The organism is Bacillus sp. M6-12, assembly GCF_002860285.1.
Lineage (GTDB): Bacteria > Bacillota > Bacilli > Bacillales > DSM-1321 > Peribacillus.
Genome location: NZ_PGVF01000016.1, coordinates 94,880 through 121,723 on the forward strand (window position 1 = coordinate 94,880; position 26,844 = coordinate 121,723).

Annotated in this window: 21 protein-coding genes and 2 pseudogenes; 15 read left to right on the forward strand and 8 right to left on the reverse strand. The window is 40.9% G+C overall.

The window, feature by feature from the left end:
* Positions 1-11: 11 nt before the first annotated feature.
* On the reverse strand, positions 12-776 hold the full coding sequence (locus CVD28_RS18735; protein ID WP_257985915.1) for a gluconate 2-dehydrogenase subunit 3 family protein: 765 nt from the start codon (positions 774-776) through the stop codon (positions 12-14).
* A 506-nt stretch (positions 777-1,282) separates the two neighbouring features.
* On the opposite strand from CVD28_RS18735, the gene CVD28_RS18740 reads away from it, so the two are divergent.
* The 4 genes and pseudogenes from CVD28_RS18740 (at position 1,283) to CVD28_RS18750 (ending at position 5,581) form a co-directional block, all read left to right on the forward strand.
* Entirely contained in the window at positions 1,283-1,546 is a 264-nt protein-coding gene (locus CVD28_RS18740; RefSeq protein WP_101595030.1) for a hypothetical protein, read from the forward strand.
* Positions 1,547-2,436: 890 nt separating this feature from the next.
* Positions 2,437-3,447: pseudogene (locus tag CVD28_RS29335) on the forward strand (HAMP domain-containing protein); the annotation flags it as partial.
* Between the two features lie 132 nt (positions 3,448-3,579).
* Positions 3,580-4,389 carry a methyl-accepting chemotaxis protein gene (locus CVD28_RS29340; RefSeq protein WP_374702553.1) on the forward strand — a complete coding sequence of 270 codons (810 nt, stop codon included), beginning with the start codon at positions 3,580-3,582 and terminating at the stop codon, positions 4,387-4,389.
* A gap of 157 nt (positions 4,390-4,546) precedes the next feature.
* Positions 4,547-5,581, forward strand: coding sequence for an aromatic acid exporter family protein (locus tag CVD28_RS18750; protein WP_101595037.1), 1,035 nt, complete (start codon positions 4,547-4,549; stop codon positions 5,579-5,581).
* Positions 5,582-5,992: 411 nt separating this feature from the next.
* Here the strand turns inward: CVD28_RS18750 and CVD28_RS18755 are convergent, their stop codons facing one another.
* Together CVD28_RS18755 and CVD28_RS18760 are read right to left on the reverse strand one after the other, a co-directional pair.
* On the reverse strand, positions 5,993-7,321 hold the full coding sequence (locus CVD28_RS18755; protein ID WP_101595040.1) for an aspartate aminotransferase family protein: 1,329 nt from the start codon (positions 7,319-7,321) through the stop codon (positions 5,993-5,995).
* Positions 7,322-7,334: 13 nt separating this feature from the next.
* Positions 7,335-9,101 carry a sigma 54-interacting transcriptional regulator gene (locus CVD28_RS18760; protein ID WP_257985916.1) on the reverse strand — a complete coding sequence of 589 codons (1,767 nt, stop codon included), beginning with the start codon at positions 9,099-9,101 and terminating at the stop codon, positions 7,335-7,337.
* Between the two features lie 307 nt (positions 9,102-9,408).
* Here CVD28_RS18760 and CVD28_RS18770 point away from each other — a divergent pair, with 307 nt between their 5' ends.
* The 6 genes from CVD28_RS18770 (at position 9,409) to CVD28_RS28230 (ending at position 15,686) form a co-directional block, all read left to right on the forward strand.
* Positions 9,409-10,575, forward strand: a complete 1,167-nt coding sequence (locus CVD28_RS18770) for an amidohydrolase family protein (protein WP_101595046.1) — start codon at positions 9,409-9,411, stop codon at positions 10,573-10,575.
* Positions 10,575-11,939, forward strand: a complete 1,365-nt coding sequence (locus CVD28_RS18775) for an APC family permease (RefSeq protein WP_101595049.1) — start codon at positions 10,575-10,577, stop codon at positions 11,937-11,939. Before CVD28_RS18770 ends, CVD28_RS18775 begins: the two co-directional genes overlap by 1 nt.
* 13 nt (positions 11,940-11,952) lie before the next feature.
* On the forward strand, positions 11,953-13,152 hold the full coding sequence (locus CVD28_RS18780; RefSeq protein ID WP_257985917.1) for a M20 metallopeptidase family protein: 1,200 nt from the start codon (positions 11,953-11,955) through the stop codon (positions 13,150-13,152).
* On the forward strand, positions 13,146-14,492 hold the full coding sequence (locus CVD28_RS18785; protein ID WP_101595053.1) for a glutamine synthetase family protein: 1,347 nt from the start codon (positions 13,146-13,148) through the stop codon (positions 14,490-14,492). The genes CVD28_RS18780 and CVD28_RS18785 overlap by 7 nt, the downstream gene beginning before the upstream one ends.
* A 34-nt stretch (positions 14,493-14,526) precedes the next feature.
* Complete coding sequence (locus CVD28_RS18790; RefSeq protein WP_180954222.1) at positions 14,527-15,237, forward strand: type 1 glutamine amidotransferase; 711 nt, start codon at positions 14,527-14,529, stop codon at positions 15,235-15,237.
* Between the two features lie 302 nt (positions 15,238-15,539).
* Positions 15,540-15,686 (forward strand): hypothetical protein, encoded by a 147-nt coding sequence (locus CVD28_RS28230; protein ID WP_180954223.1) that lies wholly within the window; start codon positions 15,540-15,542, stop codon positions 15,684-15,686.
* A 592-nt stretch (positions 15,687-16,278) separates the two neighbouring features.
* On the opposite strand, the gene CVD28_RS18795 is transcribed toward CVD28_RS28230, so the two are convergent.
* Complete coding sequence (locus CVD28_RS18795) at positions 16,279-16,869, reverse strand: TetR/AcrR family transcriptional regulator (RefSeq protein ID WP_101595060.1); 591 nt, start codon at positions 16,867-16,869, stop codon at positions 16,279-16,281.
* 86 nt (positions 16,870-16,955) lie between these two features.
* Between CVD28_RS18795 and CVD28_RS18800 the strand changes: the two genes are divergently transcribed.
* Positions 16,956-17,504 (forward strand): 2TM domain-containing protein, encoded by a 549-nt coding sequence (locus CVD28_RS18800; protein ID WP_101595064.1) that lies wholly within the window; start codon positions 16,956-16,958, stop codon positions 17,502-17,504.
* 759 nt (positions 17,505-18,263) lie between these two features.
* Here CVD28_RS18800 and CVD28_RS18810 read toward each other — a convergent pair.
* The 3 genes from CVD28_RS18810 to CVD28_RS18820 form a co-directional block, all read right to left on the reverse strand.
* Positions 18,264-19,295, reverse strand: coding sequence for an alpha/beta hydrolase (locus tag CVD28_RS18810; protein WP_257985918.1), 1,032 nt, complete (start codon positions 19,293-19,295; stop codon positions 18,264-18,266).
* A gap of 116 nt (positions 19,296-19,411) precedes the next feature.
* Positions 19,412-20,647: a sensor histidine kinase gene (locus CVD28_RS18815; RefSeq protein WP_101595071.1), complete on the reverse strand. Its 1,236-nt coding sequence runs from the start codon at positions 20,645-20,647 to the stop codon at positions 19,412-19,414.
* Complete coding sequence (locus tag CVD28_RS18820) at positions 20,644-21,333, reverse strand: response regulator transcription factor (RefSeq protein WP_101595074.1); 690 nt, start codon at positions 21,331-21,333, stop codon at positions 20,644-20,646. The genes CVD28_RS18815 and CVD28_RS18820 overlap by 4 nt, the downstream gene beginning before the upstream one ends.
* A gap of 253 nt (positions 21,334-21,586) precedes the next feature.
* Here CVD28_RS18820 and CVD28_RS18825 point away from each other — a divergent pair.
* Positions 21,587-22,118, forward strand: a pseudogene (locus CVD28_RS18825) (DUF523 domain-containing protein).
* 74 nt (positions 22,119-22,192) lie between these two features.
* Here CVD28_RS18825 and CVD28_RS18830 read toward each other — a convergent pair.
* Positions 22,193-22,975, reverse strand: coding sequence for an SDR family oxidoreductase (locus CVD28_RS18830; RefSeq protein ID WP_257985919.1), 783 nt, complete (start codon positions 22,973-22,975; stop codon positions 22,193-22,195).
* 155 nt (positions 22,976-23,130) lie between these two features.
* Between CVD28_RS18830 and CVD28_RS18835 the strand changes: the two genes are divergently transcribed.
* The 3 genes from CVD28_RS18835 (at position 23,131) to efeB (ending at position 26,817) form a co-directional block, all read left to right on the forward strand.
* Positions 23,131-24,114, forward strand: coding sequence for a Gfo/Idh/MocA family protein (locus CVD28_RS18835; protein ID WP_101595077.1), 984 nt, complete (start codon positions 23,131-23,133; stop codon positions 24,112-24,114).
* A 546-nt stretch (positions 24,115-24,660) separates the two neighbouring features.
* A complete protein-coding gene (gene efeO / locus CVD28_RS18845; protein WP_101595084.1) occupies positions 24,661-25,515 on the forward strand; it encodes an iron uptake system protein EfeO in 855 nt (284 codons plus the stop codon).
* 57 nt (positions 25,516-25,572) lie between these two features.
* Positions 25,573-26,817, forward strand: a complete 1,245-nt coding sequence (gene efeB / locus CVD28_RS18850) for an iron uptake transporter deferrochelatase/peroxidase subunit (protein ID WP_101595505.1) — start codon at positions 25,573-25,575, stop codon at positions 26,815-26,817.
* The last annotated feature ends 27 nt before the right edge of the window (positions 26,818-26,844 follow it).

Consider the following 26,844-nt stretch of genomic DNA (forward strand, 5'->3'; position numbering starts at 1 on the left):
CATCTCCTGCTTTAATGATTGTGTTGAGAATTCAAAGCTTTTGGTGCGATTGCTACAAACTTGTCATCTGCTAAATTAGTATATGAACCTTGATGTCCAGGGAAGTTCTTCATCTTCCAGCCAGCCATGTCCTTATTGCCGCCATACATTGGGTCTGCGTAAGCACCTTCCAGTGTTACCTTACGAAGTAAGGTAAAGAAGAACTTGGAGGATACGGATCCGTTCACCTTAACTTTATCAGCCTCAAAATCTGTTAAAATAGCAACTTGTTCTTCTTCACTTATTTCAATAAATCTTTTTTTGTAACGTTTTTGTGCTTCAGACTCCAGCGCAGCAATTCCAAGGTCGAATACTTCCTGGCGCTTCAGGTGAGTTTGATAGCCCTGCTCAGGAACGGCTTCTCCAGGATAGAATGGTCCTGTCATATATTCCTTTGTATTTAATCCAAAGCTGCCAGCCATCTGGTGGTCAATATAATAGGCTACTAATAGTTCTTTCGCTCCGGGGCCAGATTCAGTTTTCGGGAAAATAGCTTCTGTAGCTGCATCAACTACTTTGAATTGATCCGGAGTGAAATACATTAGCGCTTGATTATGATTTGACGCTTCCATTACATGACCAGCTGCAGGCGCTGAAGCCGGTGCTGCAGGCTTTTTATTCAATAAACCTCCAAGTGCTCCACCAAGAACAAGGCCGCCAACAGTCAAACCGGAATTCCGGATAAAGGTACGTCTTGTCATATTTTTTTCTTTTGGTGCTGTTTCTTTTTCAGACAATGATAACTCCTCCATCTATGTTCGTTTAAATGTCCAGTTAGATCCTAATCTCAAATTATTCTTAAAAGGGACAATGTTTAGAAAGCAGGCCAAATGCTACAGGAAAGGATGAAAGTACTCTTCCTTTAAGCCTAAAAATGAAGATTTGATAAACCGCTTACTAAAATCGGTTTCAATGGCCCAGCAATTAAAATCTGTTAAAACCAATAGATCTCCAGCCCCATGAACGGACGGCTTTCCTTATATATCACCTAATGAAGACTAAAAGTTTTTCGGAAATAATTTTATAATTATGTACGTAAAACCTTAGATGAGAAAAACCGCACCTTTCGACAAAAAAACGAATATTTTTTCATAGAAACCTAAAAAATCTTTACCTTTTTCGACACAAATGTAGTAATATATTAATTGACAATTTCAATACTCGTAACATTTTACTACTAAAAAATTATTTGTAAATAGATTTTTTTGGAAATTTGTTTTGTAATAGAGAGGGGGGTATGGAAGTGAGTGAATATAATAAATCAGAAATCAGAATGATGAACCAAATTCTATTAGGTTTATTTATTGCTGTCAATTACGCTTATTTTCTGTCCTTAGAAAATACGCCGTTTCCATGGTTCGCATTTTTGGGCGCACCGGTTGGTTTAGCAATCATTCTATTTTGCTGGATTGGAAAAAAATACTTGCTGTTCAACATTGCCTTATTGGCGGCAACAGCAGTTTATTCGATAGCATTTAACTGGGGGGCTCTTTTCCCTTCTCATTAATCAAAGGTATTGTTAATTTTGTTAGAGAAAATTCAAAAAAAATTAACTATGTTTAACCACTGTGAATTATATACAAACAAACAAACAACCTTAAAAAGGACTTTCCGTATATGGGAAGTCCTTTTTCCCTGTTGGGCGACACTTTCGGAACCTCAATTTCTTATTACACTACTGCTGATCAGCGTCACTGCTTTTATAAGCGAGTTATCATTAAAGATGAGTAAATAAATTGAATTTTAAAAAGACCATTCTTCTATTTAAACATTTTTCCCGATTCATTCAATTAATACTTACATTTAATTCGCTATTAATTCCCTCATTCTATTACCATAAAAATCGGTCCAGCTCCACCCTTTTTCCGCAGAAAAAACCAGATTGCATAGGCTGGGGGTTAAACCTCTTGAAAACTTTCCTGAAAAGTCTCCGAAAACAATAATTTATAAAAAAATATTGAAAGTTTTATAACTCTTGTTATAATCATCTTTATGGTAAAAATTACACATAGAATAAAACAAGGATAGGTAATAGTGTATGTTAGATGGAAAAAAGTGTATTATAAAACCGTATATTGTAACTAAAATTGAATTTAAAAAAATCGAAAACGCTTCCTGAGTCTGGCATTGATAGCTAGATGTGGAAGCGTTTTCTTATTTGCGTTTGGAATGGAGCTTGAAGTTCATGCTGCATTGATTTAAAAAAGCTAAGCAATGTCACTCCAAAATACAATTTTTCAAGGAAGACTCAAATGATGAAGTGAATTGAATAGTGCCGGTCTGAGTAGAAATTGTGATGGACAGCAGTTTGCAGGTTTAAACAGTATCTTGGTCCTCTGGACACAATCTTTAACAATGCAAAGCTGAAAAACAGCATAGAAGGGAAATACATATAACATGAAGGTCTTTATAAAGCCCACTATTAAGAGTAAACTCATTATTTCTTTTTCTTTAATTTTGATAGTTCCAAGTTTGCTGATTGGACTGATATCTTATAGTTCCGCAAAGGATAAGGTTGAAGATCAAATTCTTAATGCAGCAAATGAAAATGTAAACTTAATCAATCAAAATATTAATCTTTTTTTTGAAGACAAGATAAAACTAGTCAATTATTTATCCAAGTCTCTAACAAGCATGCACGCTGACACAGCTTCCATTTCCAAGCTGATGGATTTCCAGCAGATATATCCGGAAATCCAGACTGTTTATTTAGGAAAGAAGAACGGGGAATTACTGAGTTCTGCAGGGGCAGATCTTAAAGGTAACCCTGAACAAGAAGCATGGTTTAAACAAGCCATTGAACATTCAGGCGATGCAGTCATTACCGACCCAAGCAAAGATGAAATTACAGGGGATGCCATTGTTACTGTAGCAAGAATATTGGAAGATAACAGCGGGGTAGTGGCCTTTGATGTGAAAATTAAAACCCTTGCCGAAATGGTAAATAAGGCAAAAATCGGGAAAGAAGGATATCCGCAGGTAATCGATAAAAACAGCAAGTTTTTAATTCATCCTAAGCAGCCAGTAGGGGCGGATGCTTCTAATCCAGAGCATAAGTATATGTTCAAGAGTGATTCAGGATCAACGGCTTATATGCTGGATGGTGAAGAAAAGAAGCTGATGTTTGAAACCAATCAACAGACTGGGTGGAAAATTTCAGGAACTATGTATTCATCTGAAATTGATAAAGAAGCCCGGTCAATTTTAATGACTACATTGGCTGTAATAATAGGAGCATTGTTTGTTGCTGCTATAGTTGTTTATTTTATTTTGAAGACTATAATAACTCCTTTGAAAAAGTTAATATCAGCCACAGAGAAAATCAATAAGGGGAGCCTTGAGGAAACTATTGAAATTAAATCTAATGACGAGTTAGGACAGCTGGGGAAAAGTTTCAATCTTATGGTCGATTCACTTCGTTCGGTTTTAGGGCAAGTAAATATTTCTGCTAATACATTGATTGCTTCATCAGAAGAATTAACAGCTACTGCTGAACAGAGCATCCAGTCGGCCCAGCACGTTGCTGCAGCATCCCAACAGATGGCCTCCGGTGCTGATGTGCAATTAAATAGCATAAATAAGGCTGCGGCAGGCATTAACCAAATGTCTGCAGGGATTCAGCAAATAGCTGCCCGAAGTGAAGAAGTATCTGAACTCACCCAATCTACATTGGATGTCTCTAAAAACGGTGCAAACAGTGTTGCGGATGTTATAGTCCATATGAATGAAATTCAACAAACCGTCCAGGATACTTCAGCAATTATTGAAAACCTTGGGGAACGTTCAAAGGAGATTGCAAGTATCGTATCAATTATCACTGATATCTCGAACCAAACAAATTTGCTTGCCTTAAATGCAGCCATAGAATCGGCAAGGGCGGGTGAACATGGAAAAGGCTTTGCAGTGGTTGCAGATGAAGTAAGGAAATTAGCTGAGCAATCCTCCGCTTCAGCTAAGCAGATTTCTGAATTAATTGGCTCCATTCAGGATGAAACCATCCAGGCAGTACATTCCATGAACACCGGTACAGAGAAGGTTGCAGATGGAGTTGTCAGGACACAGAAATTCGGCGAACTTTTCCAGGAAATCGAACAAAGCGTGTCGAATGTCAGTGGAAAGGTGCAGGAAGTTGCTGTTTCGATTCATCAGGTTTCAGCTGGGAGCCAAAAAATAGTGGAGGCGATTGATGTTGTCAAACAACACGCTGAAGAAGGAGCCAGCGCAAGCCAGGAGAACTCTGCAACCAGTGAGGAACAGTTGGCCACGATCGAAGAAGTTTCGTCCGCTGCCCAATCTTTATCCGTATTGGCAGAAGAGATGCAAACATTATTGGTGAAATTTAAGTTTTAATCATTTATAGCTTTTATTACTTTTTATTCTCTAGACTAATATAGAATCTGGACCTTTCCCGCTTGGTTAAGGTCTTTATTTTTCCGGGAATATTCTCTACTATTAGAAGGACGATTAGTTTGTTTTTTGATAGATTGCCTAATGGGGGAAACATTTTATGGTACTTGGCCCGCGCGTACTGAAGACCGGGATTGCTGTCACGATTGCGTTATACATATGTGCTATTTTCGATTTAAAACCCGCCGTGTTTGCTGGAGTTGCTGCAATCTTTACGATCCAGCCTTCTATATATCGATCATGGAAGCAGCTTTCCGATCAGCTGTTAACCAATACATTGGGGGCCGCAATTGCGCTTTTCGCCATCCATTTTCTTGGAGATAATCCGATCACAATCGGATTAATTATGATCATCGTCATATCCTTTAGCTTAAGAATGAAAATGGAAAGCACCATTCCGCTTACGTTGGTTACAGTGCTTGCCATTATGAGTGCCCCTGAGAATGAAAGTATTCTTTTTACGGTAAACAGATTTTTAATCATCTTGGTTGGCATCGGCTCTGCATTACTGATAAACCTCTTGATTTTACCGCCCAAATATAAAAAAAATTATCTGGAACAAGTGCATTCTGTTTTCCGGAATATGTCATTACTGCTGCGGACTGCCATTTCTAATGAGATGAAGGAAAAATCATATCAGGAACTCATCCTTCAGCTGCGGAATGACATTGACCGGCTGGAGGAGCTGTACAAGATCTTTGATGAAGAACGGGGTAAAATGTCAAAGCTTAACCCGTTGGATGTCAGAGAAATTGTCGTCTTAAAGCAAATGCTGAAAGCACTTCAGCATGGGGAAGAAGTGCTGGAAAACATTGAAGAGCATTATTTCCAAAGCAATGCAAACGAAGAGGAAGACCAGCTTTTTGATCACCATCTTGAACAATTAATTAAAAGCCATGAATACTTTTTATTAAAATATGAAGGGAAAATGAAAGAAACAGATGACCATCTTGAAAATGAAATAATGGAATCAAGCGCTGCATTTTTTGAACGGATCCTTGAGCAATATCCGGAAGATAAAGACAGAAAGCTCCGCTTGCTGATCATTGCTTCATCCATTGTGGAATACACCTTTCAGCTGAAGCGGCTAAACCGGGTGGTCCAGCAGTATAACAAGGCGGCCCATCATCAGTAGAGGGAGAGCGCGTCATAGAAAAGCATTTCAGCACAACTAAAAGCGCCGGCAGCGGCGCTTTTTGCATATCTTTTGAATCCCTGCTGCCTCGGTCGGCTGCTGTCGGTACAATTTTTTACTTAATTAGCCTGCGGATTCGATAAATTTGTTGTGCTTCCCTTTCACCCATTTCTTTTTTCAGATTGTATATAAACGTTATGAAAATGGAGCCATGCTCTTACCAGCCAACAAATCTTTATTGAGATTAGGGAAAATGTTTAGGGATGTGTTTTAATAACGCTATCCTAGATCGACCGTTACATTATTCCGTTGTTTTTAACATTAAAGGAGAGACTTATAGGTTTTAAAGAATGAAAAAAAGAATGGAGTTTCCTGATTCAGTGACTGAGTAACTGATTTTAACGGAGGTTTTTACCATCCTGCATATTCCTTCACACGGTCCATGTTAATTAGTTGTTCCTCTAAATCAGAAAAAGCTTTATCTAGAACGCTAATCGCTAAATCAATGTCTTGTTTCGTGATGGTCAGAGGTGGTGTGATCTCAATTACATTGCTATGAATCCCTACATAAAACACCAGTATTCCAAGTTCGTAGCAGCGATAGCAGATGGCAGCTGTCTTTTCGGCTGAAGGGGTTTTAGTTATCCGGTCTTCCACTAATTCAACTCCGATAGCAAGGCCTTTCCCGCGAACGTCTCCAATGCATTCATATTTTTCTTGCAGCTGTTTTAGAAGATTCATGAAATACTGACCGTTATCCCGGGCATTGTCTATTAATTTTTCATCCTCAATAATTTTTATGGTTTCGAGAGAAGCTGTACTGCTTACAGGGTTGCCGCTTGTAGTGAACAAATGAATTCCTGATCCAACATCAAGGATTTCCTTTCTTGCAACCACCGCGCTGATTGGCAGCCCGCCTCCGAGAGACTTCCCGAGAACAACGGCATCCGGTACGATGTGATGGTGGTCAAAGGAGAACCACTTGCCAGTTCTTCCTAGACCGACTTTCACCTCATCGAATATTAAATTGATGCCATAGCCCCTGCAAATATCCTGAAGACGAGGCAAAAAGTCAGCAGGGGGAACTATGAGGCCGCCATCACTTTGGATTCCTTCAATGATAATACCTGCTGTATCCTCCGGAGGGGAAACGGTCTTAAAAACCTCATTCTTCAAGTAATCGATGACCTGATCGGTTAGGCGTCCAGTGTCACCAAAAAGGGGACGATATGGATTTGGATAGGGAATTTTCACGACGTTTCCACTCCCGATAAAACGGGATTGGGCAGGATGACCTGAAAGGGAAAGGGATCCCATTGTCTGCCCATGGTACGAACCCATGAACGAAATCATTCTGGACCGGTTTTTCTCAAGCGGGACCAGCTTGGCAATACAATCATTCGCATCGGATCCAGAATGGCCAAACCAGACCTTTTTTGCAAAATCACCCGGTGTAATATCAAGCAGTTTTTGCGCAAGTGAAACCATTGCTGGTTCAGGAGCAGAAAGCTGAGAGGTGAAGGAAAGGGTTTCATATTGCTCTTTAATTTTATTGCTGACCCTTTGGTGGCCATAGCCGATTCCTGCGACAGCCCAACCAGCTGCCAGATCGAGATATTCCTTTCCAACTTGGTCTGTGATACGCGTTCCCTTGGCAGATTTCACGGCAATCGGGTAAAAGCGAATTTTTAAACTATCCGCGATTACTTTATTTTCTGTTTCAAGAAAATGTTTAGACAAAAGCGTTTCCCCCTCATAAAGAGTAGATCAAATATTTTTTGAGCTTGTAATTGAGATTCTGCCGCGAGATGCCAAGCTGTTCTCCTGCTTTTGTAATGTTGCCCTCAGTTTTTTTCATGGCCTGCTCAATCATGATGCGTTCCAGCTTTTCAATCTGTTCCGGCAGGCTGCCTGCATATTGGAAGGGCTTTTCTGTTAGCAAAGTTTGTTCTTGCTGCCGCATTTTGTTTTTAAGGATAGGAGGTAAGTGATCATAGCTAATTGTTTTCTCATCAAACACAAGGTTAAGGCAGCCCTCAATTACATGTTCGAGCTGACGGATATTGCCTGGCCAATGATAGTTCATAAAAAGATGATAAATATCAAACTCAAGTCCATCCACTGATACATTCAAAAGCTCAGCATGCTTTGCAATAAAGTGGTCAATTAACACACGGATATCTTCTTTGCGATTTCTAAGTGGGGGGATTTCCAAATTGACGACACCAAGGCGATAGTATAAATCCTCGCGAAGCCGGTCACCTGCTATCGCAAGAAGTGGTTCCTCATTTAATGTAGCGATGACTCTAACATCTATATCAATTACCTTTGAAGAACCTAACCGCTGTACTTTACGCTCCTGAAGAACCCGTAAGAGCTTTGCCTGCAGACTTGTGCCCATTGAATTAATTTCGTCAAGCAGAAGAGTTCCCCCCTGCGCTTGTTCGAACAATCCAGCGCGATCAACGGCACCAGTAAAACTTCCTACAGCTGTTCCAAACAGTAAGCTTTCAAGTAAGGATTCCGGCAGGGCAGCGCAGTTTTGGGCGATAAATGGGCTGTTTCTTCTCGGGCTTTCATTATGTATGCTTTGTGCAAACAATTCTTTTCCAGTACCTGTTTCTCCTACGATCAGAATATTTGATTTTGACCTGGCGGAGCGGCGGGCCTGTTCAACAGTTTGGGCCATTTCTCGGCTGGAAAAAATAATATTTTCAAATTGAAACCTCGTGTTGTTTTTCTGTGATGGAAGAGAAGGAAGGGGGGCAGTATCTCCTTTTGTCTGTTTCTGAAGCTGCATAATCGTTTCAGCAAGCTGTTTTTGATCCGTAATGTCCTTTGAAATTTCCATGGCGCCTGCTCGGCGATCCCCTAAAAATAATGGTACAGTACGGGATAGTGTAGTTACCGCTTTTCCGTGTGATGTAAACTGGGTTTCCCTATGATTCAGGGTTCGGCCAGTACGGAGGGAGGTCAGCAGAGTGCTTGTGTTTTCATCGACATTCCAAATATCATGAACCCGCTTTCCACGAACAGCCTCTGGCTCTAACGTATCCACTTCCCCGCCTTTCCGGTTATAAAAAAGAATGGTCCCATGCTCATCAATGACACAGATTCCCTCCTCCAGCTGATCCAGGATTAAATCAAAAAGCTGCTTTGTTTTATTCAATTCCTGTAATTGATGCTGAAGAAGCTGTATTTGGGAGAGGTCCTTAAGAATCAAAAGGTATATTCCCCCATAAGAATCATTCTCAAGGAAAGAAATATTTCCGACTAATTGTTTTGTGCCCAATGAAATCGAAACACCCGATTTTTGCTTCTTGTTCAGATTTTTTTTAATTTCCTCTGAAGGAATTAATTCAAATATGGATGCTCCGATTAGGGTAATAGGACTGCTTTTAAAGAGACGCGTGGCTGGCCGATTTAGTGACAAAATAATTCCCTCTTCGTTTACCAGAATCATAGAGTCGAAGGAGGTGTTCCATATATCTTCTAATTTGAGGGGAAATATTGCGTTCAAATAATCACCTTTCTCTTAATGAAAAAAAATCTCCGAAAAATTTTTTCTTCCAATTTTCAAATATTTATTTTTCGAAATATTACCATAATTACGTATAAGTTGAAAACAAAAATTTTTATTCTTTTTAAAAATAAAGGAAAGCGAAAAAATTTTAGTGAAAAAATTTTTTCGTTCGAAAGGTTTTTTGCAGGTAACTTCCTATTATTTGAAAATGGAACGGTGTTTTAAAAGGATTTTTATTGTTTATTGAATTGGCATGAAACTTGCATTGATAAATTTTAATCATAAGAAGGAGGGACGCAAATAAATGAAAGTATCATTAAAAGATGTTCAAGCGATAGATGTTCACGCTCATCCATATTTAGCCAACACAGAGCCGTATACTGAAGCAGAGTTTGTAAGAAAGCTGTCGTTAGCAGTCATACCCACTCAAATACAAGAAAACTATAAAAGGGCATACAAGCAGCCGTATCCTGGAAGCAATATGTGGGTTCAAATTCTTATCCAAAGACTCGCAAAATATTTTTCCTGTGAACCGACTCTTGAAGCAGTAGTGGAGCATCGGAATAACCGAGCTGCTGACTTCAGGAAGTATACCCGCGAACTTTTCGAGGATTCGAACTTAACGGGAATTGTGGCTGACTTTGGTTATCCTCAGCCTCCTCTCAGCAAAGAGGAATACGCGAATTTATGCGGGGCGCGAATATGGGAGATTCACAGAATTGAACCGGTCATGGTGAAGCTCAGCCAGGAATGCGAAAACTTTACTGAGTTCAGTGAAAAATATCGTGCCGATTTGGCTGAAGCACTCCAGAAAGAAGGAATGGTTGGTTTAAAATCAATCATTGCTTACCGCAGCGGACTTGAGATTACTCCAATGAATGAAAGCTTAGCAGCTGAAGAGTACGAGGATTTTAGAGCTGACACCCGTGCAACAACAAAAAACCTTCGCGATTATTGTCTTCACGTCGCAATGGAGGAATGTACAAGAACAAATAAAGTTATGCATATTCATACTGGTATAGGTGATGGGGAAGTAGTTCTTCCTAAAGCAAGCCCAAGCTTTCTGCTCGATATGCTTAGGGAGGAGAAATATCAGGATACAAAAGTGCACCTTGTTCATGGCGGCTATCCATGGGTGGAAGAGGCGGCGTTCATCGTAAGTATCCTTCCTAATGTGTATATGGACATCTCCCTGCAGAACCCGTTTGCCGGACACGGGGTTAAGCGCATTTTATCCCAAATATTTGAATTTGCACCTTTCGATAAGGTGATGTACGGTTCCGACGCTTTTACGATGCCGGAAATGAACTGGCTTGGGGTCCGCTTATTTAAAGAGTGCTTTGAGGAAGTCCTTAATGGCTGGGTAGAATCAGATTATATGGATGCTGAAACAGCTCGGACAATTGGAGAAATGGTACTTTACCGCAATTTTGAAAATGTGTACCAGGATTATTTAAAGGAGGCTAAATAATGAGCAAACCGATTCAATTAGAGATTGAGCCTCAAAGAAAGCTTGGATATTGGTCAATATGGGCTCTTGGAGTAGGGGCTGTTATCGGAGATGGTATCTTTGTTCTTATGGGGCAGGGGATCGCGACTGCAGGACCAGGTGCAATCCTTGCCTATTTGGTAGCAGGGCTTTCACAGTTGTTTTTAATGGTTGCTCTTGGTGAATTGGCGGTGGGAATGCCGAATGCCGGAGCTATGTCTCAATGGGTTGACCGCTTTATGGGCAGATGGTGGGGATTCCTCGCTGGATTTACCTTTGCGGCCGGGTGGGTAATTGCTGGCGGAAGTGTCGGGCTTGCTTTAGGGAAGCTAACGATGTGGTTTTTCCCGCAGCTCAAAGGTGATGTTTGGCCGGTATTTTTTGCGATACTGTTTATTACCATTTTTGCTGTTCTTAATATTCTTGGTACCGAGATTGCAGCAAAGACTCAGCTATTACTTGTAATTATTATGACGCTTGTCATGGCCCTTTTTTCAATCATAGGCTTAAAGGATATCGATTTTAATAATTTTACTCCATTCCTTCCGCATGGTGCTGATGGCTTCTGGGCAGCTGTTCCATTGGGAACCTATGCGTACCTTGGCGCCGTAACATTGGCAACCGCTGGCGGTGAGGTAAGAAATCCAAAGGATCTGCCAAAGGCGCTGATCTGGTCCAGCATTACTTTCTTAGTTTTATATTCTGCAGCTCAAATTGTCCTCCAGGGATTAATCCCGTGGGATAAAATCACAATGGATGGCTCGCCGTTCACAGATGCAGCCGGAATGGTATTTGGTATCGCTGGTGCCTATATCATGAATATGACAGCATGGATTGCCGCTGCAACTTGTATTTTAATGGGAACCTTATATGCAGCTTCCCGCATTTTTTACGCGCAGGCTAAGAATGGCTTCCTGCCATCATTCTTTGGGTACATTCATCCAAGGACAGGTACTCCTGTATACGGGATTGCAGTAGTTTGGGCTTTATCTATTGGATTAGTCATTTTAGGATCTGTCAATCCAGATTTTCTCTATGTGGAACTATCAACACAGCTAGTTTTAGCGTGGCTGGTCTCCTGGACATTGGCATTGATTGCCGCAGTTCTGTACCGGAAAAATGCTATGCAGGAAATTCAGCAGCTGCCATGGAGACAGCCATTATATCCTTTGTTCCCGATTCTTGGATTTGCAGGCATTGGGATTGTTTTTTACGGTACATTTGTAGGTTCGCCGATGACACTTGTACGCGGTGCGATATGGATGGCGGTCTTATATGTTTTGTTCCGGGTATTTAATAAATCTAATAATCTCTCAAATACCAGTGGAAAAGGAACAACAATGTAAGGGGGATTTAAAGGTGATCACTAAGGAAGAGATTCGAGTAAAACAAGATCTTTCAGAACAATTATATGAAATTCGAAAGCACCTTCACAGACACCCTGAGCTGTCGTTTCAAGAGTTTAGTACATGTGCATATATTTCGTCCATCCTTGAGGAGTGGGGAATCCCATTTACTAGAATAGGAGAAACCGGAATCTTCGTTGATATTATTGGCGAAAACGGGGAAGGGCCAAACATCGGTATTCGGGCAGACATAGATGCCCTTCCGGTTCAAGAGAAGACGGATCTTCCATTTTCTTCGTTAAACCCAGGTGTGATGCATGCCTGCGGCCATGATGGACATACAACGATTCTTCTTGGAACAGTCAATCTGCTTTATCAGAATAAGAATCTGCTGTCCGGCCGGGTACGCTGTATCTTTCAGCCGGGTGAAGAAGCAGATGGGGCTGCACAGCAGCTAATTGACTCAGGAGTCCTGGAGAATCCTATTGTGGATGCGATGCTCGCACTCCATTTATGGCCGCATTTGCCACATGGAACAGTCGGTGTTAAATATGGAGCGATTACAGCATCCTGTGATGATTTTATAATCACCATCGAGGGGAAGGGCGGGCATAGCGCAAGGCCCCATCAGGCAATTGATGCAATCACAATTAGCTCGCAGATTCTCCAGGCACTGCCTACTCTGATAACAAAGTCAAGCAGCCCGGTTGAACCGGTCGTTGTTCATGTTGGCAAAATTCAGGGGGGAACTGCAAGTAATGTTGTGGCAGATAAGGTGGTGTTAGAGGGAACCACCCGGGCGGTAACTAGAGAGGCTAGAAAACGGCTGGAAGCCCAGATTATAGAGCTTAGTGAAAATATCGCAAAAGCTTTTGGAGGGAAGGCGAAAGTCCGGTATAACGAGAGCCATCCGCCAGTATTCAACAATGATTTAGTAACACAAGCTTTGGAAACAAGTGCGAAAGAAATTCTTGGTCCTGAAAAGGTTGTTCATATCAAGGAGCCATCGATGGGAGCCGATGATTTTGGCTCTTTTGCGGAAATGGTTCCGAGCACATATTTCAGATTAGGAACAGCGCAGGACGGAAAGCCCATTTATGATCTTCACCATCCGCAATTTGAGTTTCATGAATCCATTATTCCTGTTGGAATCGAAATATTCACTTATGCGATATTGAGCAGACTGCAAAAAGGGGTTGAGAAATCATGTTGACAAAAGAAAACGTACTAAACATTGTTAATCAGGAAAATATTGAGTTTATCCGGGTAGAATTTCTGGATTACGCCGGGGTGACCCGCGGACGGACCATTCGGCCGGCGCAGTTGAAGGATGTCATGGAAAAAGGGGTCAACTTCAGTACAGCAATCATGAGCTTTGATGTATTTGATGAATATATCCCGAACCCTGCCTTTGGGCCAAATGACGGTGACTTCTTTGCTGTGCCTGATCCAAGTACATTTGCCATTCTTCCATATAGAAAAAACACGGCTCGCATGATTTGTGACCTGGTGGACATCAATGGTGATCCATGGCATGGCTGCCCGCGAAGCGCATTAAAGCGATTATTGAACGAAGTGGAATCACTTCTTGGCGGGAAAATGAATATGGCCTTTGAACAGGAGGCTTACTTATTGAAGGAAGTGGATGGCCAGCTTGTTCCAGCCGATAACAGTCATTGCTTTTCAACAGAAGGAGCAGATATTCAAGAGGATTTCATTCAGGACTTTGTTTACTCACTTGAAGCAATGGGTGTTACAACCGAGCAAATTTCAAGTGAATATGGCCCGGGACAGCTTGAAATCAACTTAAAATATACGAATGCTCTCAAGGCTGCCGATGATCAAGTAACGTTCATGCATTTATATAAGCAAATTGCTCGTGATAAAGGTCTTGTCGGTACCCTGATGCCAAAGCCTTTTCAGCATCTATCCGGAAGCGGGCTGCATGTTCATATCAGTTTATACGATGAGGATGGAGAAAATTTATTTGAAGATTCAACGGATCAGCGTGGACTGGATATGTCCGAAAAGGCATATCATTTCATTGGAGGGCTTCTAAGGCATGGGTCATCGCTCATCGCGATTGGAGCTCCAAGTATCAATTCATATAAACGGATGCAGCCTGGGTCTTGGGCACCTGCCCATATCTGCTATGGGTCCGGTAACCGTTCTGTTTTGGTGCGAATTCCTGAAAAAAGAAGAGCAAGACGGTTTGAGTACAGGGGAGCGGATGGCACAAGCAACCCCTATCTTTTAGCTGCTTGTTTAGTCGCAGCTGGTCTACGCGGCATCCAGACTAAAATAGATCCAGGAGAGCCTGTTGACTTTGATGTAAGCAGTGCCAGTGAATTCGAATTAAAGGAAAGAGGAATCAGCTGGGTGCCGCGAAGCCTGACTGAAGCGATTAATGCTCTTTCTGAGGATTCTGTCTTGGCACAGACAATTGGCAGAACGATTTGGGAAGAATTTATTAAAATTAAAAGGACGGAGTGGAACAAGTACTCCCGGTATGTCAGTAACTGGGAACGAAATGTCTTCACATCGAGATTCTAAAAAAAAGGTTCTTAAGAGTTGGGGGGAAACCATTATGAAAATCCATTATATCCAGAATGACCCTCTTGCAACTCTGGGAAATATTGAGGAATGGGTTAGCAGTAGAAATCATTCGCTGTCTTGTACGAAAATATATGAGAACGAAACACTTCCTTCATTGGATAGCTTCGAAATGCTTATCATTTTAGGTGGAAGGATGGGGGCCTATGAGGAAGAGAAATTTCCTTGGCTCTTAGCAGAAAGACGATTTATCTATGAAGCAATCAACAAGAAAAAATGGGTGCTCGGGATATGCTTGGGTGTTCAAATGCTGGCCAGTGCATTAGGAAGCAAGGTGTATCCTCACGCTCACCAGGAGATAGGCTGGTGGCCGATTGAACTTACAGAAAAAGCTGAGCAAACTAAACTGTTTAAAGGGATACCTAAATCCTTTGCAGCATTCGAACATCATGGGGACACCTTTGATTTGCCAGAGGGAGCCCTTTGTCTTGCAACAAGTAAGGGCTGCAGCAACCAGGCATTCTCATATGGTGAGCGTGTCATTGGCCTGCAATTCCACCCGGAATTTACTGAGGAGGTAATTAATAGTGTTCTCAAGATAACTGGTAAACAAATGCCATCTGGAGATTTTGTGCAGGACCCGGCCTTTTGGATAACCCAAGCTGCTTTATTAGAAGAAGCTAAATCGATTTTGTTTACGATACTTAACAATATGGAAGAGGCAGCTTTTAGGGCAGGAGCTTAAGCTCTGTTTGTAACATCCATCAAGGATTTTTGATGCAAAATTTTTATAGGGTATTAAGGGATCTTGAACTAGGATCCCTTTTTATTTGGGTTAATTTACAGAAATTTGTAAACACTGATGAAAAGGAGGGAATATAAACGGGGTGATATATGAAAATAATCCCGCAACCTTATTAGAGTTGTTTTACGAATTAGGTTAGTGTGGAACCACAGGATTAAGTGGAGAAAATTTTCACCCAATAAGAAAAATATCATTCCTTTAAACCTCTTTCTGAAACGCTATATCAATGGAGGTGATTAGTTTTGAAAAAAAATGAGCAAGAGCCAAAGGATAAGACATTAAAAAATAATTCATATGAAAACAGTGCTCCATCAAAAGGAACAACCCACTTGGATTATGTTCCTGATCCTCATGGTTTTGGTGAACGGATTACTCAGGACTCAGAGTGAAAAAAAGCAGCTGGCGGCTGCTTTTTTTCTTTTTTAGGAAATCACTAGCAGATAAAAGTTGTGGATAACGAAAGTAGTTCATTCATACACTGCTTCAGCGCCCAGGAACTTTTTTTCTTATAGAAAAAAAGCCCTCGGGTGTTGTGACCAAATACCGTCACAACCTTTTGTTGTGATAAAGTGCCATCGCAGCCCTGGTCATAAGCCAAGCGCTTCGGAAGGAAAAAAGCGCCTTCTGTCAGCACCTGTCTTATGCTTGTCGGACTTGCACAGGACAAGGAACGCTACGGCAGCGACCCATCGCACGAAACAAAGCGGCAGCTTTGTGAGGATGTGCTGGCGTTTGACGTTCCATTGTCAGGATATGGGTCAGAACGGCGCTGCCACAGGACAAGGAATTCTTTGGGAGCGATTCATCGCACTAAACAAAGCGACAGCTTTGTGAGGACGTGGCGATCTTAGCCGTTCTTCCTCAGTAGGATGTGCTGGAGTCGACATTTGGCACAGGACGGGGATTGAAAGAGCCTTAGGTTTCAACCCTGCAGAACTTAGTCGAAGTTACTTCTTTATTGGCGCTTGCGCTTTTGTACTTTTACCGGCATATTGACTCAATGTGGTGAGCTATAGTCCGTTTCAAAATTTCCGGAGTAACCAGGTCAGGCTGCATGATTCCATGAAGTGCCAGCCCATCAACTAGTGCAAATAGAATTTCTATTGCTTCATCACGGTTTAAATCCTTTTTAGCAATGCCGTGCTGGATAAGCGTATCAATCATAAAGGTAAAACTTTTCTTCATTTCAAGATAGATTTCCCTTCCAAGCGAGTGAAGGGAAGAGTCGGACAGTGCTTTAATATAGAAAACAATCCAGACCTCCATTTCCGCACTCTTATCCGCATCCATTGGCAATAATTCAAGAAGTATCGTTTGAAGATCCAAACGAGGATCTCCGGTAAAGCGGACCAGTTCAATCCGCTGTTTAACTCTCTGGGAGACAAGCTTCATTGAAAAAGCAAATAACTCGGACTGCGTTGAAAAGTAGTGCCTCATCGATCCTGTCGATATACCGGCTTCCTCCGCAATTTTTCTTACAGTGGCCCCTTCAAAACCATCTCTAAGAATAATTCTCCAGACAGCTTCTGCGACTTTTTCTCTTTGTTTATCATGATCTACAATTTTTGGCATGCTTTTATTATATCATGTATTGTTTTTTTAATACACTCGTGTTATTATCTTTTTAACACGGTTGTGCTAAAAAAAGGAGCGGGGATATGATTGGATGGCTGATAGTTGCATGTGAAATTGGCTTTTGGGTTTTGATTCTGATTGGTTTATTTACAAGATATATTTTAAAACGGAAGAAGCTGGGTGCTATTTTTTTATGGAGCACGCCCATAATTGATTTACTGTTAATTATCGCAACGGTAATTGATTTGCAGAATGGCCAAACGGCCACTTTCTTTCATGGATTGGCCGCTTATTACATTGGAATGACTGCCGCCTTTGGACATCAGTTAATTGACTGGGCTGACAAGCGTTTCGCCTATCGATATTCAAATGGACCGAAACCGATGAAAAAAGCTAAATACGGTGCTGAATATGCAAAAAACGAAAGAAAAGGCTGGTACCGCCATTTATTGGGCTGGGTAATCGGCAATGTGCTACTGTTGGGGATCATTTATTTTGTAGGAGATAAAACCCGAACAGAAGTGCTTTGGAATGTAATTAAGCTGTGGGGATTAGTTCTCTCTATTGATTTTGCTATAAGCTTTAGCTATACCATTTTTCCGAAGTCGAAAGCAAAAGGAGAAAGTCTATAATGATAGAATGCCTTAACCAACTGTGATTTATCTTTTTCCTATTACCTTATTGCTTCATGATTTTGAGGAGATAATTTTTGTTGAGTAATGGTTTAGCCGAAAACTATTCAAAGGTGCTACAAAAAGTTCCTAAAGGATGGCAGGTACCTTCCAAGATATGTCCAAAAAAAAAGCCGCCCAATTTCCCATCCCAGTACTAATGCAGTTCATTTTATATATACTGTCTGCATTCTGGCGGTGGAACAACTGATTTATGGAAGTTGCTGGGATTCAACTTGGTCCTTTTTTGTACGTATTTACTCATATTGGCCAATCCTTTCTTTTAGGAACAAACGTCTTGGGTGCAGGCACCTCCATATGTATTACAGTTCCTTATAATTTTCTACTACAGGATATTGAAGGAATTTGGTCAGCTATCAGGACATCATAATCAACGCGCCATTTGGTATTTGACTGGCTATATTGTACCGGAAGGCCACAAAATTGAAAAAATTTTGCCGGGAGCTCCTGCAAGGGAGGAAATAAACTGTTCCGCGAAGGGGTCTTATTGTTATAGCTCAATGGATTTAATAAGAACAGGAAGATTTAGTAAAGTTAAGCCAAACTTTAAATAAATCCTACATATAAAGCTGCAAAATTGTAGAGAAATGTGTTCGCGGGAGAAGTTGAGTCAGTAGACTGTTTAAGAAATTCCCTAATTCCATTAAAACTCGCCAAAGGTACAAAAGAAAATGGGTGGTGAAAATACCACCCATAAAATCATTTTTTCAATACACTACCCAGGAAGTTAAAAACTTCTTCAAGGTTTTCTTTAGAATTAAACTGTTCTCCACCGTGACCAGCACCTTCTATAAGGGATAGAGTGACTTTTTCTTTGCCTAAAACGCTCGTTAATTTTTCTGCAAAATCAATTGATTGTTGTGTTGGAACGTTTTGGTCAGCAGTGCCGTGCTGAATAAAGAAGTACGGATCATTTTTAGTAATGTAGCTTGCTGGATTCGCTTTTTCGGTTTGTTCAACGTTTTCTGTAATATTACCTCCAATATATTTACTTTCTGGTGATGTATCTGAACTTCTCTCTCCCAACTTAGGGGTAATTCCTGATTCTGCAAATTGCTCGTCCAGTTTTAAGAATTCAAGTGGTCCAAACCAATCAATAATAGCCTTTACTTCAGAGGAATACTCTGGGTTTTCGGTTTTTTTACCATTTAACGAGTTATCCTCCCCGCTTGTGCCAGCTAAAGCTGCTAAGTTTCCACCAGCACTATTTCCCCATACAGCAATGTTGTTAGGGTCCAAGTTATAATCTTTGGCATTCTTCTTAATATATCGAATAGCTGCTTTTACATCATTTATCGCTGCAGGAAAAATAGCTTCACCGGATAGTCTGTAATTAACCGGCACAACAGCATACCCGCGATTCACACCCTCCAGCGTAGGAGAAAGGTCTGCACCTGTTTTATCTCCCTTCATAAATCCGCCGCCGTGAATAGCAATAATTACCGGAAAAGGACCTTCACCTTCATTCGGCAAATAAATATCCAGCTTTTGTTTTTCGGATTGGCTGCCATAGGCAACATCTGTATACTTTGTGTTGATATTTGATGTATCAATACTTGCTTCACCAAGTCCAGCACTGCCAGACTGTTCCGTAGATACAGGCTTTTCAGTTGATACGTTAGCTGATGAATTTTTTGCGGCTGCTGTATCCTCTGAACTGCTCGTTGAACAACCTGCAAATAAAGTGGCCGCTAGGGACATGGATAATAATAATGGTATGGATTTTTTCATTTCGTATCACTCCTGTTTGTTTTGTATGTTTTTTCTACAAGAAAATCGTAACAAAACAATGTGGCACAAAAATGGCAGAAAAACGAGATAAAGCGTACATTTTTCTGGCGAGAATACTATCCTCTTTTAATGGTAATAGTAAATGTTGTTCCTAAATTTAATTGGCTTATAACACTAATCTTCTCCCCAAGCTGCGCCATGATTTCATGTGCTATTGAAAGTCCAAGACCACTGCCCGCGCTATTATGTGAGAGGTCTTCTTTATTAAATCGATCAAATATGTGAGGGAGAAATTCCCTAGAGATTCCTGGACCGTTATCTGTAATCATTATCTCCACTTTTTTGCTAATACTTTTTGCATCGATTGTAATGAACCCATTTTCCGGAGTGAACTTAAACGCGTTATCCAGCAATATAGTAAGAACTTGTATAATCCGATCTTCATTTGAATAGGTTTGCGGCAGATTTTTTGCACGCTCAGTTATATGAAATTGTAGATCCATATCATCTGCTAGAACAGAAAAGGGCTCCGACACCCGTTCAATTAATTGATTTGTATTAATAGCTGATTTAGTAAATGCAATTTTCTTGCTTTGTAATCGCGATAACTCTAGTAAATCAGAAATGAGTTTTTCAAGGCGAGCGCTTTCTCTTAATATGATGCTGTAGTATTGGTCGATTCTTGATTGGTCTCTAACTACGTGGTCTGATAGTGTTTCAGTCAAGGCTTTTATAGACGCAAGAGGGGATTTTAATTCATGGCTTATATTCGCAATATAATCTTTTCGCATTTGTTCAAGCTGATTCTTCTCTTTAATAAACAAAGTTAGAAAGACCAGAATTATTATTGTTCCAATTGCTAATGTAGTAAAAAATACAAGGTAAAAACCATAAAGTGCAGCCTTGTAAGCACGTGCCGGTTTTAAAAGAAAGATGCCGCCTGTTACTTTATTGTTTTGGACGATAGACTGTCCGATAACAATTGCTTTTGAAGAAAAGTCGGGTATTTCCTTAATTTCGACCACGGTTTTGCCACTAACAATTTTGGGTAAATACGATTTTAAAACGTTGTTCATTTTGGTTTCTGGAAAAGATGGGGAAACGTCTTCTTTAATTATATCGATTTCATTTCCGTGGACATTATATGCTTTAATAAGGAAATCATCGTTCCTCCTGATTTTTTCTCCATTAGAAACATGTTCTCTAATTAAAGTGAGATGAGGTTGCAGTTCATTAATCTTTGATTGTATAAAGTAGTGTTTAATAGCAAAAGCACCTAACATCTGCCCTAAAATAAATATAAATAAAATCACTAGTGCAATTGAGAGTTTACTAAAGAAAAATCTTTTCATATGATTTCCTCGAACTTATAGCCCACTCCATACACGGACTTTATTAAAAAATGTGGAGATGCCTTTGCAACTTTTTGCCGTATACGTTTAATTAAGGTGTCTACTGCACGTGTATCGCCGGCATAATCATATCCCCATATTTTGTACAGCATCTCCTCACGATTTATCACTTTGCCTATGTTTTTAACTAGGTATGCTAATAACTTAACCTCTTTGGCCGTAAGTTCAATCTCCTGATCATTAATGATAACACCGTATCCGTCTATATCAATTGAGAGATTGGCTGCTTTCAAGTAAGTGGGGGCTTCTTGTTTGGGTTGTACCCGTTTAAGAATTGTTTTGATTCTAATCACTACTTCACGTGGAGAAAAAGGTTTTGTCAAATAATCATCTGCACCGATTTCCAAGCCAATGATTCGATCCATTTCTTCCCCTCTTGCACTAAGCATTATGATTGGAATATCACTCGTTTTGCGTATTTCTTTACAAACCTCAGTCCCAAAACGTCCTGGCAGCATTATGTCAAGCACTACTAAATCGAATTTGTTTTCTTTTAGAAGCTCAAGTGCCTGCTCTCCGTCAAAAGCTGAAACGCTACTCATGTTTTCAGCTTGCAGGTATGCATTGATACTTTCGTGAACAGCAAGATTGTCATCGCAGATTAAAACCGTCACTTTATAGTCCATAAGCCGATTTCCTTTCAATATCTAAAGTTCATTTGTCAGTTCAATGAATTGAAATTCATTCGAAATCTATACTTCCATACATTTAGAAAGAATGCAATTCAAAACATGATAGATAAACCGTTTATGAATAATCTGAAATAAACTAGCAAATTCGTGAATCTGTAAAAGGATTTACATTCTTTTTGCTGAACTTAGTCTAACGGGCAGTTTATCCGAATAAGGAATTCAGTCTATTAGATTGAGGTGATAATAAATGATATTAGTTAGCTCTTGTTTTGCAGGGTTAGAGGTAAAAGATTATGGTACGCATTGTTTAGATAAAAAAGATACTCCAACTTTTGGACGAAAACCAGGCAATAACCGTATGCGGAATTACTTGGTGGCTTTTTAATCCCAAGAGAACCAGCTGAGATAGATAGTGGGGGTACAGGGGAAGATGTCTTTGATGGTAAGCCTAAAGTGGTCGAGAAATCCGGAAGAGATGTTACAGCACTGTATTTAAAAGGAGCTTACGCTTTTCTAAAAAAGCTCAAGAGGTTGAAGCAACAGTTATTATTCTTAAAGAATTTAGCCTTCCTGTGGAAGCTCCATGATCTATAATGGTGAATTTATTGGTAAGAAGATTGGGAAATGGAGTGACAACTGCTTTGCATAAAAGAAATGGAATTCAAGTAGTCTCAGAAACAGGATTACTTTTTCATCAGGAGAACTTAAATCTTATCAACGAACGGGTGGCAGGGTTAAAAAAGAGAAGCGGATATTTTGAAAAATCTGCTTCGATTTAACAATCTTCATGATTTAATTTTATAACCGAAAAACTGGCAGATGGCTCTGCCAGTTTTGTTTTACTGAAGCAATATTATAAGAGCGATTCCGCCCCATCGATATAAACTTTTGATCCAGTTATATGGGATGACTGGTCTGAAGCGAAAAACAGGACCAAATCTGCCACTTGATCAGCTGATCCGGACTTGTTCTTCAATGGCTGGCTGCCTTCAGGATATTCAATCGGAATTTTGATTTTTTCCAGATTCTCTTCCTCGGGGAAGGTGTTGTTGTCTATATTCGTTTCAATGGCGCCAGGGCAAATCGTATTAACGCGGATTTTGTATCTTGCAAGCTCTAGGGCAGCCATTTTTCCAAAGGCTACCTGCCCCGCTTTTGAGGTGCTGTAGGCAGTAAAACCAAAATTGCGGAAAATGCGGTTTCCATTGATGGAGCTGGTAATGATGATACTGCCGCCATTTTGCTTCATATGAGGGATGGCGTACTTTACGGTTAAAAAGGTTCCCTTTAAATTGATGCTCAAGGTTTTATCCCAGTCATCCGGATCTAAATCTTCAATCGGTGAGAGAACCCCATTAATGCCGGCGTTTGCAAAGACTATATCAAGCTGCCCCCATGTATCAACTATCTTTTTTATGCAAGATTCCATCTGGGCGGGATCGGAAACGTCCGTTTCAATGATTATTGCTTCACTGCCGAGTTCCTCGATTTGCGTTTTTACTTCGGCTGCGTTTTCTGCCTTTACATCGGCCAGAGCTACCTTTGCTCCGTTTTTGGCCAGTTTAACAGCGGAGGCTAGGCCGATTCCGGAGCCTGCCCCTGTTACGAGTGCTACCTTATCCTTCACAGACGTCACTTAACTTCACTCCTCATTTATTAATACCTTACTATCCCCTTTTCAGCGGAGCTAAAAACCTCCAATCTCAACCGGCTATTCGGTTTCTGGAAAAAGGTGATGATATTTGGTACTCTATAGAGAAATCAGAATGTAACAGCATGGAGGAATAGACTATGATTCGTTTTGGTATTGTAGGAACCAATTGGATAACAGAGGCATTTATTAAAGCCGCCAGCAATATTGAAGATTTCGAATTAGCGGCGGTATATTCACGAACTTTGGAACGAGCAAAGGAATTTTCCGAGAAATATGGAGTGGAAGCAGCATTCACGAATCTGGAAGAAATGGCTGCCAGCGAAGCAATTGATGCAGTGTATATTGCTACTCCCAATTCACTGCACGCGGAACAGGCGCTAATTTTTCTTAAAAATAAGAAGCACGTAATTTGTGAAAAACCAATTGCGGCCAATAGGGTTGAATTAGCAGAAATGATTCAAGCGGCTAAGGAAAATGACGTGCTGCTTATGGAGGCCATGAAAACCCCTTTTCTTCCTAGCTTTAAAAGCGTTCAGAAAAACCTTCATAAAATAGGGAAAATACGACGTTTTACAGCAACCCAGAGCCAGTACTCGTCCAGATATGATGCCTATAAAGCAGGTACTGTGCTGAATGCTTTCAATCCTGACTTTGCAAGCGGCTCGCTGATGGATATCGGCATCTACTGCATTTATCCAGCTGTGATGCTTATGGGCCGGCCAGTTAAAATTCAGGCGAATGGCTATCTGCTTGAATCGGGAGCTGATGGACAAGGGAGCATTATTCTTTCTTACAATGACAGCGAAGCCATCATTTCTCATTCAAAAATAACGAATTCACCTGTTCCTTCTGAGATTCAAGGGGAGAACGGAAGTATCCTTATTGATAAAATCTCAAACCCTAAAAACGTAAAGATCGTATACCGCGACGGCACAGAAGAAGATATTACACCAGCGCAGGCTGAAGATACTATGATGTATGAAGCGATGGAATTTATCGAACTAATCAAGTCAGGGAAGCGCGAGTCAGACGTAAACTCCTATGAAATGTCGATGGCGGTAATGGAGATTATGGATGAGGCTAGAGCACAGATTGGGCTTAAATTTCCCGGTGATAAGTAAACCTTGTATCAATTTTAAAATAGATTTTAGGAACGTTCCATAGTAAACGTGTAAAAGCCTGTTGATTGGAGTGGAAGGCGCGAGATCCTCGAAAATGCATCCGCATTTCCTTCGTGCGGTGTTTATTCGAGGATGCTTATTCAACGTCCTGCGGGAGCAGCGGGACAGGTGAGACCCCGCAGGAGTATGCGACGAGGAGGTCGCCGGCCGCCCCGCGGAAAGCGAAGCGCCTGGAACGGAAATCAGCAGACCCCATTAATAGGCTAAATAAAATAATAACTGCAGGCAAACTTGATTTCATCGAGTTTGTCTATAGTCTGAGGCTGCAAAAGATTGCAGCCTTTTTTATCGTTAACGAATCATAATGTTTACCGTCATTTGTTTATTCCTAATAAACAAGCTATGCTGCTCACCTTTAGCAGGACATTAATAGATTGATAATTAATCAGTTTTCACAACATTGTAATAAAATACAATTGAAAATGATTATCAATGTCTGTTAGAATAGTTATGAAATTATACATAGTTATAAGGGAGATTTTTATTATGAATACAATGAAGGCATCTATAGCAATCTTATTATCTGCAAGTTTATTGGTTGGCTGCACTCAGTCAAAGGAAGAAACAGCTGCCACACCAAAAGAAAAAAAGGAGGCAGCTGCTGAGCCTGCTTCCAGTAACCTGGAGGGGGTTTCTGCAGAATATCGGGCCTATGCATTAGGTGAAATTGAAGAATTTGTAGTATCTACACAAAGCTTCACGGATGCAGTAATTGCAGGTGATGTTAACAAAGCAAAAGCAGCGTATGCTCCAGCAAGAATGCATTACGAACGTGCTGAACCAATAGCCGAGGTGTTTGGAGATTTGGATCCAAAAATTGATGCTCGTGAAGGCGATGTTCCGGAAGCCGAGTGGGGCGGCTATCACCGCATTGAAAAAGGATTATGGGTTGAAAACACAACAAAGGGCTATGAACAATATGCAGAACAGCTAATGAAGGACGTTAACCTCCTTCGAGCCAAAGTAGAGACAGTTGAGGTTACTCCGCAATTGTTGGTAACTGGAGCAGTTGACTTATTAAATGAAGTATCTACTTCAAAAGTAACTGGTGAAGAAGACCGCTATTCACATACAGACTTATACGACTTTGCTGCAAATGTAGAGGGAGCAGAGAAAATCTACCAGCTGTTAAATCCAGCTTTAAAGGAAAAGGATGAAGCAGTTTCTGCTGATATAGAAAAACAATTCGGCCAAGTATACACACTTTTGGAAAAACACAAGAAAGGCAATGGCTACAAGGCTTATACTGAGCTGAAGGAAGAAGAAGTTAAGGAGTTAAGCCAGGCAATTGATGCCCTTGCTGAACCGCTTTCTCAGCTGGGCATTGTAATGGAGGGATAATCATTGAACAGCAAAAATGAAAAGAGCGGAGAAGTGCCTCCGTTTTTATCTGCTAAGATGTCAAGAAGATCGATGTTAAAGTCAGCAGGAGTAGGTGGAGTAGGCCTGCTCCTTGGTGCAAGCGGCATCGGCGGGGTGCTGGCGGCAACTAATTCCAAAACGACTAAGGGTAAAAGCATTAATGATGTAGTTCCTTTTTATGGGGAAAAACAAGCGGGTATTACTACCCCAGCACAAAATCACGTGTATTTTGCAGCTTTAGAAGTCACAGCTTCTACCCGTGAAGAGCTCGTAAAGCTCTTTAAGGATTGGACGAAAGCTTCAGCAGCGATGACAGAAGGAAAAGCTGTCGGTGAACACTCTGAGAACCAATATCTTCCTCCTAAAGATACGGGGGAAGCAGCTGGCCTTGCGCCCTCTAACCTTACTATCACATTTGGGGTCGGGCCAGGTTTATTTGAGAAAAATGGCGTTGACCGTTTTGGTTTAAAAAATAAAAGACCAGATGAGCTTTCTGATTTGCCTTCATTTCCGCTGGATTCTTTAGAAGCAAAATGGTCAGGCGGAGACATTTGTATACAGGCTTGTGCCGACGATCAGCAAGTCGCTTTTCATGCTGTCCGAAACCTTGTTAGAATTGCCAGAGGCAAGGCTGTAATCCATTGGGTACAGGAAGGATTTCAGCGCACTAAGCAGGCAAATACCAAGCAGGAAACACCGCGAAATCTGTTTGGATTTAAGGATGGCACAGTAAATCCTGATGTAAATAAGAACGCGGACATGGAAAAACATGTATGGGTACAGGCGGGGGACGGCCCTGATTGGCTAACTGGAGGCAGCTATATGGTTGTTCGCCGGATACAAATGTACATTGAGGTTTGGGATCGTTCCAGCCTGATGGACCAGGAGCAAACATTCGGACGACATCGTGACAGCGGAGCTCCACTCGGCCATAAGGAAGAATTTGAAAAAGCGGATTACAGCAAAAAGGATGCAAATGGGGAACTGATGATTCCTTCCTTTTCGCATATGAGGGTTGCCCATGGTGATGGAAACCAGCAGATCTTGCGGCGGGCATATTCATATACGGGTGGAATGGATCCGCAAACCGGGAGTTTTGACGCTGGATTGTTATTCATTTGCTTTCAGAGAAGCCCAAGGAAACAATTTATCCCGATGCAGGAGCGACTGGCAAAAAATGACAAGTTAAATGAATATACTGTCCATAAAGGCAGTGCAATTTTTGCATGCCTCCCAGGAATTAAAGAGAACGGCTACATTGGTGAGGGATTGCTGTCCTGATGGTTTGTATTCTCAGGATAGGAAGGA

Bases quoted from the DNA above. Each gene is read 5' to 3' on its own strand.
- CVD28_RS18810 (WP_257985918.1), bottom strand. From the start codon at position 19,295: ATGAAAAAATCCATACCATTATTATTATCCATGTCCCTAGCGGCCACT.
- CVD28_RS18800 (WP_101595064.1), top strand. From the start codon at position 16,956: ATGATTGGATGGCTGATAGTTGCATGTGAAATTGGCTTTTGGGTTTTG.
- efeO (WP_101595084.1), top strand. From the start codon at position 24,661: ATGAATACAATGAAGGCATCTATAGCAATCTTATTATCTGCAAGTTTA.
- CVD28_RS18775 (WP_101595049.1), top strand. From the start codon at position 10,575: ATGAGCAAACCGATTCAATTAGAGATTGAGCCTCAAAGAAAGCTTGGA.
- CVD28_RS18750 (WP_101595037.1), top strand. From the start codon at position 4,547: ATGGTACTTGGCCCGCGCGTACTGAAGACCGGGATTGCTGTCACGATT.
- CVD28_RS18790 (WP_180954222.1), top strand. From the start codon at position 14,527: ATGAAAATCCATTATATCCAGAATGACCCTCTTGCAACTCTGGGAAAT.
- CVD28_RS18820 (WP_101595074.1), bottom strand. From the start codon at position 21,333: ATGGACTATAAAGTGACGGTTTTAATCTGCGATGACAATCTTGCTGTT.
- CVD28_RS18795 (WP_101595060.1), bottom strand. From the start codon at position 16,869: ATGCCAAAAATTGTAGATCATGATAAACAAAGAGAAAAAGTCGCAGAA.
- CVD28_RS18770 (WP_101595046.1), top strand. From the start codon at position 9,409: ATGAAAGTATCATTAAAAGATGTTCAAGCGATAGATGTTCACGCTCAT.
- efeB (WP_101595505.1), top strand. From the start codon at position 25,573: ATGTCAAGAAGATCGATGTTAAAGTCAGCAGGAGTAGGTGGAGTAGGC.
- CVD28_RS18785 (WP_101595053.1), top strand. From the start codon at position 13,146: ATGTTGACAAAAGAAAACGTACTAAACATTGTTAATCAGGAAAATATT.
- CVD28_RS18835 (WP_101595077.1), top strand. From the start codon at position 23,131: ATGATTCGTTTTGGTATTGTAGGAACCAATTGGATAACAGAGGCATTT.
- CVD28_RS18815 (WP_101595071.1), bottom strand. From the start codon at position 20,647: ATGAAAAGATTTTTCTTTAGTAAACTCTCAATTGCACTAGTGATTTTA.
- CVD28_RS29340 (WP_374702553.1), top strand. From the start codon at position 3,580: ATGGCCTCCGGTGCTGATGTGCAATTAAATAGCATAAATAAGGCTGCG.